Genomic DNA, 14,867 nt, shown 5'->3' with positions numbered 1-14,867 from the left:
CCCCAGCAGCGTGAGGATGACCACCCCCGTCAGCTTCCGCCCAGCGCCCGGCTCGATCCCCACCGAGCCGGGCGTCTACCGCTTCTGCGACCCGCACGGCCAGGTGATCTACGTCGGCAAGGCGAAGAACCTGCGGAACCGGCTGAACTCGTACTTCGCCGACCCCGGCAGCCTGCACCCCCGCACCCAGACGATGCTGCGCACCGCCGCCAGCGTGAACTGGACGGTGGTGCACAACGAGCTTGAGGCGCTGCAACTGGAGTACACCTGGATCAAGCAGTTCGACCCCCGGTTCAACATCAAGTACCGCGACGACAAGTCCTATCCGTGGCTGTGCGTGACCTGGAGCGAGGAGTACCCCCGGGTCTTCGTCGGCCGCGGCGCCAAGCGGAAGGGCTGGCGCTACTACGGCCCGTTCGCCCAGGCCTGGGCGGTACGGGAATCGGTCGACCTGCTGCTCCGGGTCTTCCCGATGCGCTCGTGCAGCAACGGGGTCTTCCGGAACGCCGTCGCGGCGAACCGGCCCTGCCTGCTCGGCTACATCGGCAAGTGCGCCGCCCCCTGCGTCGGCCGGGTAAGCGCCGAGGAGCACCGGGAGATCGCCGACGACTTCTGCGCCTTCTGGGCCGGCCAGACCAGAGGGCTGGAACGAAAGCTCACCAGCCGGATGCGGCAGGCTGCCGAGCAGCAGGAGTACGAACGTGCCGCGGTGCTGCGCGACTCACTGGACGCGCTGCGCCAGGCCACCGAGAAGAACGCCATCGTGCTGCCCGAGGGCACCGACGCCGACGTGCTCGCGGTGGCCGCCGATCCGCTCGAGGTAGCGGTGCAGGTCTTCCACGTCCGCTCCGGCCGGGTGCGCGGCGAGCGTGGCTGGGTGGCCGACCGCACCGACGACCGTGAGGTCGGCGAGCTGATCGAGGGCTTCCTGGTCAGCCTCTACGCCGACGAACAGGGTTTCCAGACCAACAACGGCAGCACCATCCCGTCCCAGGTCATCGTCGAGACCGAGTTGCCCTCGGGCGCGGTGCTGGAGGAACTGCTCAGCGAGCAGCGCGGGGCGCGGGTCCGCGTCCAGGTGCCGCAGCGCGGACCGAAGCGGGCCCTGCTCGACACGGTGGCACGCAACGCGGCGGAGGCGCTGGCGATCCACAAGACCAGGCGCGCGTCCGACCTCAACACCCGCAGCCAGGCCCTTGAAGAGCTGCAGGAGGCGCTCGGGATGGCGTCCGCGCCGCTGCGCATCGAGGGATTCGACATCAGCCACCTGCAGGGCACCGAGGTGGTCGGCTCGATGGTGGTATTCGAGGACGCGCTGCCCCGCAAGTCGGAGTACCGCCGCTTCGTGATCAAGTCGTTCGAGGGCTCCAACGACATCGCCGCCATGGACGAGGTGTTGCGTCGACGGTTCAAGCGACTGCTGGCCGACCGCGAGGCGATGGCTGCCACTGGCGCCGACGACGACGGCCCGGTGCTGGTCGACCCGGTGACCGGTGTGCCGCGGAAGTTCGCGTACGCACCTTCGATGGTGGTGGTCGACGGCGGCCTGGCGCAGGTCAATGCCGCCCAGCAGGTGCTGGACGACCTGGGGCTGGCCGACGAGGTGATGCTGGTCGGGCTGGCCAAGCGGCTGGAAGAGGTGTGGCTGCCCGGCGAGGAGTACCCGCTGATCCTGCCGCGGGCCTCCGAGGCGCTGTACCTGCTGCAGCGGGTCCGTGACGAGTCCCACCGGTTCGCCATCACCCACCACCGGGGACGCCGCTCCAAGGCGATGGTCGAATCGGTCCTCGACGGCGTGCCGGGCCTGGGGGAGGTGCGTCGAGCCACCCTGCTGGCGCACTTCGGCAGCCTCAGGAAGCTGCGCTCGGCCACCCTGGATGAGCTGCGGCTGCTGCCGGGCTTCGGGCCGGCGACCGCCCAGGCAGTGCTCGATGCGCTGGCCGCCGAGGACGCCGGGCAGGCCATCAACACCGCTACTGGCGAAGTGATCGACCAGTAGCGCGCCGGGATATCGGCATAATGGGGGTGTGACCCAGCCGCAACTGACCTCAACCCAGGACCTGCCTGCCCCGCCCCGGGTTGTGATCATCACCGGGATGTCCGGCGCGGGCCGCCGCACCGCCGCGCACGCCATGGAGGACCTCGGCTGGTTCGTCGTCGACAACCTCCCGCCCAGCCTGCTGCCCCAGCTCATCGAGACTGTGCGCCGCGGCGGGCAGGACCGGCTCGCGGTCGGGCTGGACGTCCGGTCGCGGGAGATGTTCGACCAGCTCCCACGGGTGCTGGCCCAACTCGAGGCGCAGGGCATCCGCAAGGAGATCTGCTTCCTGGAGGCCAGCGACGAGGCGATCGTGCGCCGGCAGGAGTCGGTGCGCCGGCCGTTGCCGCTGCAGGGCGGTGGCAGCATCACCCAGGCGGTGGCCAAGGAGCGCCGCATGATGAGCGGTCTGCGGGCCGATGCCGACGTCGTCATCGACACCTCGAACACCAATGTGCACCAGCTCAGCTACCGGATCGGCCACATCTATGGTTCTGGGGACGACCAGAACACCCGCTTCCTGATCATGAGCTTCGGGTTCAAGAACGGCGTCCCGGTCGATGCCGACATGGTCTTCGACGTGCGGTTCCTGCCCAACCCGCACTGGGTGCCGCACCTGCGACCCCAGACCGGGCTGGCCAGTGAGGTCAGCGATTACGTGCTCGGCCAACCCGGCGCGTCGGAGTTCCTCGACCTGCTGCAGAAACTGATCGCCACCGTCGGCCCGGGGTACAAGCGGGAGGGCAAGATGCAGGCGACCATCGCCATCGGCTGCACCGGCGGCAAGCACCGCTCGACCGCGCTGAGCGAGGAGTTCGCCGCGCGGTTGCGGGCCGGGGGAGTGCAGGCGAGTGTCATGCACCGCGACCTGGGGCGGGAATGAGCGGTTCCTCGTCGCCCTGCGTGACCGCTCTGGGGGGCGGACACGGGTTGTCCGCCAGTCTGCAGGCGCTGCGCCAGGTGACCGACCGGCTGACTGCGGTGGTCACCGTCGCCGACAACGGTGGCTCGTCGGGACGCCTGCGCCGCGAACTGGGTGGTCTGCCGCCGGGTGACCTGCGGATGGCGCTTGCTGCGCTGTGCGGCGACGACGAGATCGGGCGGCAGTGGGCCACCGTGCTGCAGTCCCGATTCCACAGCGCCGGGCCGCTCAACGGCCATGCGATCGGAAACCTACTCATCGAGGGGCTCTGGCAGCAGCTCGGCGCCGTCAACGGGCTCGACATGGTCGGCCAGCTGCTGCACGTGCGGGGCCGCGTCCTGCCGATGTCGCTGGTGCCGCTGAACATCGAGGCCGACGTGCTCGGCATCGACCCCGACCAGCCCGACGAGGTGACCGTGGTCCGGGGCCAGCACGAGGTCGCGGTGACCAGGGGCCAGGTGATCGCCATCCGACTGGTGCCCGACGAACCGCCGGCCTGCCCAGAGGCCGTCGAGGCCGTCCGGGACGCCGACTTCGTCGTCCTCGGTCCCGGTTCCTGGTTCACCTCGGTGCTGCCGCACCTGCTGGTGCCGGAGCTGGCGGCCGCCATCGTGGAGTCGCACGCCCACCGGGTGCTGAACCTGAACGTGGCCCCGGCCGCCGAGACCGCCGGGATCAGCGCCGCCCGGCACCTGGAGATCCTGGCCGAGCACGCCCCCTCACTGCGCTTCGACACCATCATCGCGGACGCCACGTTCGGCGCCGATGACCACACGTTGCGCACCTATGCCGAAAGTCTCGGCGCCCGGCTGGTGGTCGCCGACGTGCGGCACCACGACGGCAGCGCCCGCCACGACCCGCAGCGACTGGCCGCCGTGCTCCGCCAACTGATGGTCTCTTGACAAGGGGTTACGCGACTCGATCCGAACCCGCCACGAGGTTGTGGGATGATTGCCGCGTGGCGTTGACTCAGCAGGTGAAGACGGAACTCGCGACGGTGCGGGTGCTGAAACCGGAGACCCGCGTCGCCGAACTGGTGGCCATGCTCCGGTTCTCGGGTGGCCTGCACATTGTCAGCGGACGCATCGTGATCGAGTCCGAGTTCGACACCGGTGCTGCGGCGCGCCGACTGCGCAAGGCGATCTCCGACCTGTACGGGTACGAATCCGAGTTCGTCATCATCAACGGGTCCGGCATCCGGCGGGGCACCCGCTACGTCCTGCGGCTGGTGCGCGACGGTGAGGCGCTAGCCAGGCAGACCGGTCTGATCGACTCCCACGGACGCCCGGTCCGGGGCCTGCCGCCACACGTCGTCGGCGCCGGCATGAACGAACAGGACGCGGTCTGGCGCGGCGCCTTCCTGGCCCGTGGCTCACTGACCGAGCCCGGCCGGTCGATGGCCCTGGAGATCACCTGCCCCAGTTCGGAGGCGGCGTTGGCGCTGGTCGGCTCGGCCCGCCGGCTCGACATCCCCGCCAAGGCCCGGGAGGTCCGTCAGGTGGACCGGGTCGTCATTCGCGACGGTGACGCGATCTCGGCCATGCTCACCCGGATGGGGGCGCACGAGTCGGTGCTGCTGTGGGAGGAACGCCGGATCCGCCGTGAGGTCCGGGCATCGGCGAACCGGCTGGCGAACTTCGACGACGCGAATCTGCGCCGCTCGGCGCGGGCGGCCGTTGCTGCCGGGGCGCGGGTCGAACGGGCGCTGGAGATCCTCGGCGATGACGTCCCCGATCACCTGAGGAAAGCGGGGCTGCTGCGCATCGAGCACAAGCAGGCGAGCCTTGAGGAACTGGGGCAATTGCACGACCCGGCATTGACCAAGGACGCCATCGCTGGCCGGATCCGGCGGCTGCTGGCGATGGCCGACAAGGTTGCCGCCGAACGGGGCATCCCGTCCACCGAGGCCGCATTGACCTCCGAACTGACCGACGAGGCGCTCTGATCGGCGTTTCGCGGTGGGCGTGAATGTCCATATCGTTTGGAGCGAATCCGCGATATCCGGCCGGTTTGGCTAGAGTGAGAGACGACCGAAAAGTCTGGCACCCGTGCCCAGGCGAAGGCACAGAGCATCTCTGAAGGAGATCACTACATGACCGTGAAGGTTGGCATCAATGGCTTCGGCCGAATTGGCCGCAACTTCTACCGCGCCGCCAAGGATCAGGGTGCGGACATCGAGATCGTCGCAGCCAACGACCTCACCGACAACAAGACCCTCGCGACCCTGCTGAAGTACGACTCCACGCTGGGTCGGTTCCCGGGCGAGGTCACCTTTGACGAAGAGTCCATCACCGCCGACGGTCACAAGATGAAGGTGCTGGCCGAGCGTGATCCCGCCGCCCTGCCGTGGGGCGATCTGGGTGTCGACGTCGTCATCGAGTCGACCGGCCGGTTCACCACCGCCGAGGCCGCCGGCGCCCACATCCAGGCCGGAGCGAAGAAGGTCATCATCTCGGCTCCTGCCAAGAACGAGGACATCACGATCGTGATGGGCGTGAACGACGGCGACTACGACCCCGGCAAGCACAACATCATCTCGAACGCGTCTTGCACCACCAACTGCCTGGCCCCGGTCGCCAAGGTGCTGAACGACACCTTCGGCATCGAGCGTGGCCTGATGACCACCATCCATGCCTACACCGCCGACCAGAACCTGATGGACGGCCCGCACAAGGACCTGCGCCGCGCTCGCGCTGCCGCCCTGAACATCATCCCCACCAAGACCGGTGCCGCCCAGGCCGTCGCCCTGGTGCTGCCCGAACTGAAGGGCAAGTTCGACGGCTTCGCGCTGCGCGTCCCGGTGTCGACCGGCTCGGTGACCGACCTGAGCTTCGTGTCGGCCAAGGAGACCTCGGTCGAAGAGGTCAACGCCGCGGTGAAGGCCGCCGCCGAAGGCCCGCTCAAGGGCATCCTGGCCTACACCGAGGACCCGATCGTGGTCACCGACATCCAGGGTGATCCGCACTCCAGCATCTTCGATGCCTCCTACACCAAGGTGATCGGCAACCTGGTGAAGATCCTGTCCTGGTACGACAACGAGTGGGGTTACTCCAAGCGGCTGGTCGATGTGGCCAGGCTGGTCGCCAAGAACCTCTGACGAACACCGGTAGATGTAACCCGGGGGCGTGTCGGCTTCGGCCTGGCACGCCCCCGTTCTCTTCACGAACCAACCAACCACCAGAAGGGAAACACTGTGCGATCAGTGAACGAATGGCTGACCGGCCTGCGCGGCCAGCGCGTCGTCATCCGCTGCGACTTCAACGTGCCGCTGGACGGCGAGGTCATCACCGACGATGGCCGCATCAAGTCGGCGTTACCCACCCTGACCAAGCTGCGCGAGGCCGGCGCCCGCACGACCGTGCTGGCCCACCTGGGGCGTCCCAAGGGACAGGTCAACCCCAGGTACTCACTCGCCCCGGTCGCCAGGCGGCTGGGTGAGCTGCTGGGCACCGAGGTCAAGCTGGCCACCGACGTGGTCGGGTCGTCGGCGCAGGAGCTGTCGTCCGGCCTGGCCGACGGCGAGGTGCTGCTGGTCGAGAACGTCCGCTTCGAACCCGCCGAGGAGTCCAAGGACGAGTCCGAGCGCGCCGCGCTGGCCGCCCAGTACGCCAAGCTCGGCGAGTGGTACGTCTCGGACGGCTTCGGTGTGGTGCACCGCAGGCAGGCGTCCGTCTACGACATCGCCAAGCTGGTGCCCGCCGCCGCCGGCGACCTGGTCGCCAAGGAGGTCGAGGTGCTGAGCAAGCTCACCACCGAACCCGAACGGCCCTACGTGGTCGTCCTCGGTGGCGCCAAGGTGGCCGACAAGCTGGCCGTCATCGACAACCTGCTCAAGGTGGCCGACGCGCTGGTGATCGGCGGCGGCATGGCCTACACCTTCCTCAAGTCGAAGGGCTACGAGGTCGGCGACTCGATCCTGGACGACTCCAAGGTCGCCGAGTGCGCCGAGTACCTCAAGCAGGCCGAGGCCGCCGGCAAGCAGATCGTGCTGCCGGTCGACGTCCGGGTCGCTCCCGGTATGAACTTCGAGGCCCGGGAAGTAGTCGGGGAGGTGTCGGTGGTGGCCGCCGACCAGATCCCGGCCGGGCAGCAGGGCCTGGACATCGGCCCGAAGAGCGAACAGCTGTTCGCCGACACCATCCGCCGCGCCAGGACCGTCTTCTGGAACGGCCCGATGGGTGTGGCCGAGATCCCGGCCTTCGCCGGGGGCACCGCCGCCGTCGCGAAGGCACTCACCGAGGTGGACGGCCTGACGGTGGTCGGCGGCGGCGACTCCGCAGCCATCGTGCGCGACCTGGGCTACGCCGACGACCAGTTCGGCTGGATCTCCACCGGCGGCGGCGCGTCCCTAGAGTACCTGGAGGGCAAGACGCTGCCCGGCCTCGTCGTGCTGGACGAACAGCCGGTTCCCGGAGTGGAGGACAACCTATGACCCGCACGCCGATCATGGCCGGCAACTGGAAGATGAACCTGAACCACATCGAGGCCGTGGGGCTGGTCCAGAAGCTGGCGTGGACGCTCGCCGACGAACGCTACGACCGTGACCGTTGTGAAGCGGTGGTCATCCCGCCGTTCACCAACATCCGCAGCGTGCAGACCCTCATCGATGGCGACAGGTTGCCGTTGAAGCATGGTGCGCAGGACGTGTCGCAGCACGACGACGGCGCGTACACCGGGGATATCTCGGCCGGCATGCTGGCCAAGCTCGACTGCAGCTACGTCGTGGTCGGCCACAGCGAACGCCGCCAGTATCACGGCGAGACCGACGAGGTGGTGAACGCCAAGGCGATCAAGGCGCTGGAGAAGGGCATCACCCCGATCATCTGCGTGGGTGAGGGGCTGGAGCTGCGCAAGCAGGGCCGGCAGGTCGAGTACACCGTCGACCAGGTCACCGGTGCGCTGGCCGGCATCTCGGCCAACGACGTCGCGTCGCTGGTGATCGCCTACGAACCGATCTGGGCGATCGGCACCGGTGAGGTGGCACTGCCCGAGGACGCCCAGGAGGTCTGCGGCGCGATCCGGCAGGCGGTCCGCGACCTCTACGACGACCGGGTGGCCGACGCCGTGCGGATCCAGTACGGCGGCTCGGTCAAGGCCAGCAACGTCGTCGACATCATGGCCCAGCCGGATGTCGATGGCTGCCTGGTCGGCGGTGCCAGCCTGAAGGCGGAGGAGTTCGCCAGGATCGTGCTGTTCTACCAGCGGTGATTGCGGGGCAGACGCCACACCAGCAGGGACGCGTCCGGCACGCCGGGGCGTCCCTGCTTCGCGCACCGGCAGTGCGATTCGGGCCCCTGCGAGGGGTGGGATATGATCGCTCGCGTGACTTTCGTACCGTTGATCACGTGGCCGATCACGGCCCTGTCGATCCTGCTGATCGTACTGAGCGTGATCCTCACCGGGTTCATCCTGTTGCACAAGGGGCGTGGTGGCGGACTGTCCGACCTGTTCGGTGGCGGCATGACAACGGGAATGAGTGGCACATCGGTGGCCGAACGCAACCTCGACAGGCTGACGGTGATTGTCGCCCTGCTGTGGGTGCTGTGCATCGCCGGCCTGCTGGTGCTCTACCGCTTCGCGCTCTAGGCGCGGGCAAATGGTCTGGTTTTCGATTCGAGGAAAGAAGTAACTGTGGTTGGTGGCAATGCCATTAAGGGCAGCCGGGTCGGCGCCGGTCCGATGGGCGAGGCGGAACGGGGCGACGCCGCCCCCCGCACCCGGATCAGTTTCTACTGCGCCAATGGGCACGAGACCCGGCCGGCATTCGCGATGGAGGCCGAGCTGCCGGAGGAGTGGGAGTGCACCCGCTGCGGCCTGCCGGCCAGCCTGGACCAGCTGAACCCGCCACCGCCACCGAAGACGCTGCCCTACAAGACGCACCTGGCCTACGTCAAGGAGCGCCGCACCGATGAGGAGGCGGTCGCGATCCTGACCGAGGCGCTGGAGCTGCTGCGCACCCGCCGCGCCAACGGCGAGGTCATCTACTAGAACCGGCAGCGGTAGTAGGGCAGCTGCGCCGCCGCGTCCCGATCGAGGAACCAGTAGGTGGCTTCTGCACCGTGCACCAGACCGGCTGGCGTGCCCTGGTCATGGCGCAGTGCCCGGCCGATGGCGTCCGCCTTGTCGCTGCCGGCCGCCAGCAGCCAGACCTCGCTCGACCGGTTGATCGCGTTGAGGGTGAGCGTGACGCGTTCCGGGGGCTCGACCGGGGCATCGGTCACCCCGATCGCGCTCAGCGTGGTGTCCGACTGCATCCGCAGGCTCTGGTGGTCGGGGTAGATGGATGCCACGTGGCCATCAGTGCCGATCCCCAGCAGGCAGATGTCGAAGGTGACGTCGCCCAACTCCTCGGCGTAGACGAAGGCGGCCTCGTCCGGGTCGGAGGTGCCGGTGCTGGAGGGCATCGGGTGCACCCGGGACGAGACGATGGGCAGCGTCCGGGCCAGCTGGGTCAGCGCCCGGGTCGAGTTGCGCTGCAGGTCGGTGGTGGGGACGTAGCGTTCGCTGCTCCACCACAGCTCCAGCCGCGCCGGGTCGAGGCTGGTGGCCTGGGCGAGGTTGCCGAACGCCGCGTAGACCGGCTGGACGGTGGCGCCGCCGGTCAGCGCCAGGTGCACCACGTCCTGGCTCGCCTGCAGCTGAGCCAGCCGGGACGCCAACCGGCCGGCCATGCTGGTGGCCAGCTCGTCCAGGCTGCGGTAGCGGAAGACCCGTTCCAGGCTCACGCGTGGTCCCGGCGAGCGATGTGACCCATGAGTTCGTCGAAGGCGGCATCGCCGTTGAGCCGGGCCAGTTCCTCGGTCAGCAACTCCTGCATGGACCGCCGGGCCAACGCCACCGGCCGGTCGGGCTGACCGGGCAGCGTCAGGACGGCATCGGTGGGGGACACCCGGCGCAGCGCTACCTGACCACGTTCGGTGTCGAGCAGGACGGCGTGCAGGCCGGGGTAGTCGCTGACCGGCTCAGGACGGCTCACCTGGATCTGCAGCCGCAGTTCGAGCCAGGCTGCCAGCAGCTCGCTCGGCGAGGAGTCAGGCGGACCGATCACCGCAGCCGCGGTCACCGGCGACGTGACCTGGTCCAGCGCCGCCACCAGCATGGCCCGCCAGCGGGTGAGCCGGGTCCAGGCCAGGTCGGTGGTGCCGGGGCTGTGCTCTTTGGCCATCCGGCGCACGGCTGCTACCGGATCGTCAGCGGTGCTGGAATCGACTATCAAGCGGTTCGTCAACCCGCGCAGGTCGCGGTTCGGCAGACTCTTGGGGGCCTTCGACGGCCACCAGATCACCACCGGCAGCTCCGGCAGCAGCAGCGGCAGAAGCACCGATTCGGCGTGTTCGTCGACTTCGCCGGAGAACTCCAGCGTGATGATCTCGGTTGCCGAGCTGAAGGACGCAACTTCAGCGTTCAGTCCCGCTTCGTTGGCCAGTCCCCGGATCGCGATCAGCATTCGTGACGGGTGCAGCGAGGCTGCCTGCCGGGCCTCGGCTGTCGCGTCCAGGGCGCCCTCGGCCGGAGTGTTGACCACCAGGGTGAGCACCTGACCCGACGACGCCTGGCCCTCCTTCCGAAGCCGGAACAGGGTCTCGTTGATCTGCCGGGCGTCGGTGTTCTCGAGCCTGATTGTCATCTGCCCTCCTACGGACGTCGCCACGCGAAGCCATCGCGGGCCAGCATCTCATCGGCGCACCGCGGCCCCCACGTGCCGGCGTGGTACTGCTCCGGCTGCTTGCCGTCGGCCCACATATCGAGCACCGGGTCGAGGATCTGCCAGGAAAGCTCCACTTCACGCTGCTGCGGAAACAGCGGGGGGTCGCCGAGCAGCATGTCCAGGATCAACCGCTCGTATGCTTCCGGGCTGGTCTCGGTGAACGAACCGGTGTAGGAGAAGTCCATGCTGACCTGCCGGATCTCCATCTGGGTGCCCGGGATCTTGGCCCCGAAGTTCATCTCGATTCCCTCGTTCGGCTGGATGCGGAGCACCAGCGCGTTCACCCCGAGTTCTTCGATGTCGGGCTGGTTGAACGGCATGTGCGGAGTGCGCCAGAAGTTGAGTGCAATCTCGGTGATCCGGCGCGGCGCCCGCTTGGCGGTGCGCAGGTAGAACGGCACTCCAGCCCATCGCCGAGAATCGATGTCGACCCTGATCGCAGCGTACGTCTCGGTGGTGGACGCCGGGTCGATGCCGTCCTCCTCGAGGAAACCTCTGACCAGTCTGCCGCCCTGCCACCCGCTGGTGTACTGACCGTTGGCGCTGTGCAGCCTCATGTCGCCGGGCACCCTGGAGGCCTCCAGCACCTTCTCCTTCTCGCGGCGCAGCGCGTTGTGATCGAAGGTGTTGGGTTCCTCCATTGCGGTCAATGCCATGAGCTGGAAGAGGTGGTTCTGGATCACGTCTCGGGCTGCGCCCACGCCATCGTAGTAGCCGGCGCGGCCGCCGATGCCGATGTCCTCGGCCATGGTGATCTGCACGTGGCTCACGAAGTTCCGGTTCCACACCGGCTCGTACATCATGTTGGCGAACCGGAACGCCAACAGGTTCTGGACGGTCTCCTTGCCGAGGTAGTGGTCGATCCGGAAGACCCGCTCGGGCGGGAAGGCCGCGGAGACCACCCGGTTGAGGTCCTGCGAGCTGGCCAGGTCGTGGCCGAACGGTTTCTCGATGATCGCCCGTTTCCAGCCGTTCGACTGGTCGGTCAGGCCGTGGGCGTCCAGTTGTCCGATGACCTGCTCGAAGTTCTTGGGCGGGATCGACAGGTAGAAGGCGTGGTTGCCTCCGGTGCCGTGTTCGCGGTCGAATCGTTGCAGGGTCTGCCGGAGACGGACGAACGCCTCCGGCTCGCCGAAGCTGCCCGGTACGAACTCGATGCCGCTGGACAGCTGTCGCCAGACCTCGGGACGGAAGGGCGTCCGGGCATACTCCCGGACGCTTTCCTCCACGTGCTGGATGAACTGTTCGTTGGTCCAGTCCCGCCGGGCGAAGCCGACCAGCCCGAAGCCGGGCGGCAACGCCCCGTGGCTCGCCAGCTCGTAGATGGCCGGGAGCAGCTTCTTGCGGGCCAGGTCGCCGGTCACCCCGAACAGCACCAGGACGCTCGGTCCGGCGATCCGGGGGAGCCGACGATCGTCGCTGTCGCGCAGCGGGTTGATCCAGGAACCGTTCATAACTCCTCCGGGCGAGGGTTGGCTCAGGCCTTGGCCAAGGCGGCCGTCACGGCGTCAACCAATTCGTTCCACGAGACCACGAACTTGTCAACACCCTCGCTCTCGAGGACGTCATAGACATCGGCGAAGTCGATTCCGACCGCCGCCAGGTCGGCCATCACCCTGGCCGCGTCTTCGTAGTTGCCGGTGATGGTGTCACCGGTGACCACGCCGTGCTCGGCGAAGGCGTCCATGGTCTTGGCGGGCATGGTGTTCACGCACGGACGGGCGACCAGCTGCGACACGTACATGGTGTCGTCGTAGTCGGGGTTCTTGACACCGGTGCTGGCCCACAGCGGACGCTGCAGGTTGGCACCCTTGGCCTTGAGGGCCTGGAACCGCTCGGAGGCGAAGATCTTCTCGAAGGCCTGGAAGGCCAGCCGGGCGTTGGCGATGGCAGCCTTGCCGCGCAGAGCGAGCGCCTCGTCGCTGTCGATGGCCTCGAGTCGCTTGTCAATCTCGGTGTCGACGCGGCTGACGAAGAAGGACGCGACCGAGTGGATCTGGGACAGGTCCTTGCCGGCGGCGTCGGCGTCCTCGAGGCCGGACAGGTAGGCGTCCATGACCTGCTCGTAGCGCTCGATCGAGAAGATCAGGGTGACGTTGACGCTGATGCCCTTGGCGATGGTGGCGCGGATGGCCGGCAGGCCGGGCCTGGTCGCGGGGATCTTGACCAGCACGTTCGGCCTGCTGACCAGGCTGTACGCGAGTTCGGCGTGTTCAGCGGTGGTATCGGTTTCCATCGCCAGGGTCGGGTCGACCTCGATGGAGACCCGGCCGTCATAGCCGTCGGTGCTGGCGTAGAGATCGGCGAAGACGTCGCAGGCAGCGGCGACGTCGCGGCTGATCAGGGTACGGATGGCGGGCAGCGGATCGTTGCTCTGTGCCTTGAGCTCGGCCAGGTCGGCGCCATACAGGCTGAGGTCCTGAAAGGCGGCTGCGAAGATGGTCGGGTTGGTGGTGACACCGGTGACCGACTTCTCATCGATGAGCGATTGCAGTTCGCCGGATTGGATCTTGTCGCGGGACAGGTCGTCCAGCCAGATCGAGACCCCTGCGTCGTGGAGTGCCTTGAGATTGGGGTTCATGATTCTCCCTCGAGTATGGGTTGGACCAGCGCTGCAACTCTATCGGCCGACCGGGGCAGTGGGGTCAAGTCCACCAATCCCCGCTACCACTGCGGCATACAGCTGGTCGAGCTGCTGCTGCCGGGCGTCGTAGAACGGGGCGGCGACCGGATCGGGCTGCAGCGCCTCGCCGGTCTCCACCGTGGCGCGGGGCACGTCGGGGGCCAGTACGTCGAGGGCGATGAAGGCGTTGCCCTGCAGCGTGGAGCGCTTGATGGTGACCGGTGTCAGCTCCAGGGTGAGCCCGTCGGCCAGCACGGTCAGCAGTCCGGGGGCCTCGCTGGCGACCCGGCCGCCCACCCGGGCGCTGGTGAGTCTGGGCGCCAGCTCAAGCAGCTGGTTGGTGATCCGCTGGAACGACCAGACGATGCCCTCCAGCACCCCGCGGTAGAGCTCCAGGGCGGAGGTGGAGTAGTCGAGACCCTGCACAGTCGCGCGAGCGGTGCCGACCCAGCCGGTGGACCTTTCCCCGGTGAAGAACGGCAGCACCAACGGGCTGACCCGGCTGGGCGGTTCGTGCAGTTGGGCGGCCAGGGTCTCGGCGTCCGGCAGGTTCAGTTCCCGGTACATCCAGGCCGTGGCTCGTCCGACGTCATTGACCGCCCCGCCGACCAGGCTGTGGCCGGCGTCCACCCGGTAGCTCCACAGCCCTGTGGGCAGCGGCAGCCCTTGGTCGCCGACCGGGTCGTCGATCAGCAGCCGCATCGCACCAGAGGTGGACAGCGAGATGACCAGCCCGCCCAGGCCGGTGCCGATACCGCGGGTGGCGGCGTAGCCGTCGCCGATCGCCGGGAACCAGTGCGCCTGGCGCAGGTCGGGCCACTTGCGGTGGGCGATCGCGCCCGGTTGCGGCCGCAGGGCGTGATCAGGATCAGCGACCTCGGACAGTCTGCCGGCGTCCAACCTGCTCAGCTCCAGAGCCCGGTCGTCCCACTGCCCGGTGCGCCGGTTCAGCAGCCCCGACCAGGCGGCGGTGGAGGTGCCGGCGGCGGTCTGGCCGAGCAGTCGCAGGTGGATGTACTCGCCGAGGGACAGCCAGCTGGTGGCTGCTGCCCAGTGGTCGGGGTAGTTCCTGGCCAGCCAGCGCAGCCGGGCGGGCAGGTAGCTGGCGTGGAACCGGCAGCCGGTACGGGCCTGGATCTCATCCTCGTCGGCCTCGGCGCGCAGGCCCGCCACCTCATCGGCGCAGCGGTTGTCGTTGTAGTTGAAGCAGGGCGTGATGGCGCGGCCGCTGGCATCCACTCCCACCAGCGAGGACGCGAAGGTGTCCAGCGCCACTCCCGCGATGGGCAGGCCGTCGGCCAGGTCGACCAGTTCGCTGATCAGGCCGATGACCTCATCCACCACCTGGTCAGGGTCGATGGTCGAGGTGCCGTCAGTCGCGGTGGTGAAGGCGTGCGGGGTCTTCGCCCGGGGCCGGATGGGGCGGCCGGTCACGTCATAGAGGGAACCCCGGCTGGCCGTCGACCCGATGTCGAGCGCAAGCAGCAGCGGCAGCGTCACCTTCGACAGCCCCAGGCGGGAGGTCCTGCTCACCATACGCCCGAGCGTATCGGCTGCAGGGGTGTCGGCGGTGACG

14 protein-coding genes are annotated in these 14,867 nt (G+C 68.3%); 9 read left to right on the top strand and 5 right to left on the bottom strand.

The window, feature by feature from the left end:
• Positions 1-16: 16 nt before the first annotated feature.
• The 9 genes from uvrC (at position 17) to WBL05_RS12665 (ending at position 8,948) form a co-directional block, all read left to right on the top strand.
• Positions 17-1,999: an excinuclease ABC subunit UvrC gene (uvrC, locus tag WBL05_RS12705; protein ID WP_424226401.1), complete on the top strand. Its 1,983-nt coding sequence runs from the start codon at positions 17-19 to the stop codon at positions 1,997-1,999.
• A gap of 28 nt (positions 2,000-2,027) precedes the next feature.
• Positions 2,028-2,921 carry an RNase adapter RapZ gene (gene rapZ / locus WBL05_RS12700; protein ID WP_424226393.1) on the top strand — a complete coding sequence of 298 codons (894 nt, stop codon included), beginning with the start codon at positions 2,028-2,030 and terminating at the stop codon, positions 2,919-2,921.
• Positions 2,918-3,862: a gluconeogenesis factor YvcK family protein gene (locus tag WBL05_RS12695; RefSeq protein ID WP_424226391.1), complete on the top strand. Its 945-nt coding sequence runs from the start codon at positions 2,918-2,920 to the stop codon at positions 3,860-3,862. Before rapZ ends, WBL05_RS12695 begins: the two co-directional genes overlap by 4 nt.
• Positions 3,863-3,918: 56 nt before the next feature.
• The gene (whiA, locus tag WBL05_RS12690; protein WP_424226390.1) at positions 3,919-4,905 is read left to right on the top strand and encodes a DNA-binding protein WhiA; all 987 of its coding nucleotides are present in this window, start codon (positions 3,919-3,921) and stop codon (positions 4,903-4,905) included.
• Positions 4,906-5,052: 147 nt separating this feature from the next.
• A complete protein-coding gene (gap, locus tag WBL05_RS12685) occupies positions 5,053-6,057 on the top strand; it encodes a type I glyceraldehyde-3-phosphate dehydrogenase (protein ID WP_424226388.1) in 1,005 nt (334 codons plus the stop codon).
• A gap of 96 nt (positions 6,058-6,153) precedes the next feature.
• Entirely contained in the window at positions 6,154-7,392 is a 1,239-nt protein-coding gene (locus WBL05_RS12680) for a phosphoglycerate kinase (protein ID WP_424226386.1), read from the top strand.
• The gene (gene tpiA, locus WBL05_RS12675; protein ID WP_424226385.1) at positions 7,389-8,168 is read left to right on the top strand and encodes a triose-phosphate isomerase; all 780 of its coding nucleotides are present in this window, start codon (positions 7,389-7,391) and stop codon (positions 8,166-8,168) included. The genes WBL05_RS12680 and tpiA overlap by 4 nt, the downstream gene beginning before the upstream one ends.
• 102 nt (positions 8,169-8,270) lie before the next feature.
• Positions 8,271-8,546, top strand: a complete 276-nt coding sequence (secG, locus tag WBL05_RS12670) for a preprotein translocase subunit SecG (RefSeq protein WP_424226384.1) — start codon at positions 8,271-8,273, stop codon at positions 8,544-8,546.
• A 45-nt stretch (positions 8,547-8,591) separates the two neighbouring features.
• Positions 8,592-8,948 (top strand): RNA polymerase-binding protein RbpA, encoded by a 357-nt coding sequence (locus tag WBL05_RS12665; RefSeq protein WP_424226382.1) that lies wholly within the window; start codon positions 8,592-8,594, stop codon positions 8,946-8,948.
• On the opposite strand, the gene pgl is transcribed toward WBL05_RS12665, so the two are convergent.
• Genes pgl through WBL05_RS12640 form a run of 5 tightly spaced genes read right to left on the bottom strand, consistent with a single transcriptional unit; the run spans position 8,945 to position 14,827 of the window.
• A complete protein-coding gene (pgl, locus tag WBL05_RS12660) occupies positions 8,945-9,685 on the bottom strand; it encodes a 6-phosphogluconolactonase (RefSeq protein ID WP_424226380.1) in 741 nt (246 codons plus the stop codon). The genes WBL05_RS12665 and pgl overlap by 4 nt on opposite strands.
• The gene (locus tag WBL05_RS12655) at positions 9,682-10,587 is read right to left on the bottom strand and encodes a glucose-6-phosphate dehydrogenase assembly protein OpcA (protein WP_424226379.1); all 906 of its coding nucleotides are present in this window, start codon (positions 10,585-10,587) and stop codon (positions 9,682-9,684) included. Before WBL05_RS12655 ends, pgl begins: the two co-directional genes overlap by 4 nt.
• 8 nt (positions 10,588-10,595) lie before the next feature.
• Positions 10,596-12,122, bottom strand: coding sequence for a glucose-6-phosphate dehydrogenase (gene zwf, locus WBL05_RS12650; RefSeq protein ID WP_424226377.1), 1,527 nt, complete (start codon positions 12,120-12,122; stop codon positions 10,596-10,598).
• A gap of 23 nt (positions 12,123-12,145) precedes the next feature.
• The gene (gene tal, locus WBL05_RS12645) at positions 12,146-13,249 is read right to left on the bottom strand and encodes a transaldolase (RefSeq protein ID WP_424226375.1); all 1,104 of its coding nucleotides are present in this window, start codon (positions 13,247-13,249) and stop codon (positions 12,146-12,148) included.
• Positions 13,250-13,288: 39 nt separating this feature from the next.
• A complete protein-coding gene (locus WBL05_RS12640) occupies positions 13,289-14,827 on the bottom strand; it encodes a gluconokinase (protein WP_424226374.1) in 1,539 nt (512 codons plus the stop codon).
• Between the last annotated feature and the right edge of the window lie 40 nt (positions 14,828-14,867).

Source organism: Brooklawnia sp. (assembly GCF_049651565.1).
Classification (GTDB): Bacteria; Actinomycetota; Actinomycetes; order Propionibacteriales; family Propionibacteriaceae; genus Brooklawnia.
The sequence above is the reverse complement of the archived record's forward strand: the minus strand, read 5'-3'. Positions and strand labels throughout refer to the sequence as shown.

Excerpts from the sequence above, each read along its gene's own strand:
- uvrC (WP_424226401.1), top strand. The coding sequence starts at position 17 with ATGACCACCCCCGTCAGCTTCCGCCCAGCGCCCGGCTCGATCCCCACC.
- WBL05_RS12695 (WP_424226391.1), top strand. The coding sequence starts at position 2,918 with ATGAGCGGTTCCTCGTCGCCCTGCGTGACCGCTCTGGGGGGCGGACAC.
- gap (WP_424226388.1), top strand. The coding sequence starts at position 5,053 with ATGACCGTGAAGGTTGGCATCAATGGCTTCGGCCGAATTGGCCGCAAC.
- tpiA (WP_424226385.1), top strand. The coding sequence starts at position 7,389 with ATGACCCGCACGCCGATCATGGCCGGCAACTGGAAGATGAACCTGAAC.
- secG (WP_424226384.1), top strand. The coding sequence starts at position 8,271 with ATGATCGCTCGCGTGACTTTCGTACCGTTGATCACGTGGCCGATCACG.
- WBL05_RS12655 (WP_424226379.1), bottom strand. The coding sequence starts at position 10,587 with ATGACAATCAGGCTCGAGAACACCGACGCCCGGCAGATCAACGAGACC.
- zwf (WP_424226377.1), bottom strand. The coding sequence starts at position 12,122 with ATGAACGGTTCCTGGATCAACCCGCTGCGCGACAGCGACGATCGTCGG.
- tal (WP_424226375.1), bottom strand. The coding sequence starts at position 13,249 with ATGAACCCCAATCTCAAGGCACTCCACGACGCAGGGGTCTCGATCTGG.
- WBL05_RS12640 (WP_424226374.1), bottom strand. The coding sequence starts at position 14,827 with ATGGTGAGCAGGACCTCCCGCCTGGGGCTGTCGAAGGTGACGCTGCCG.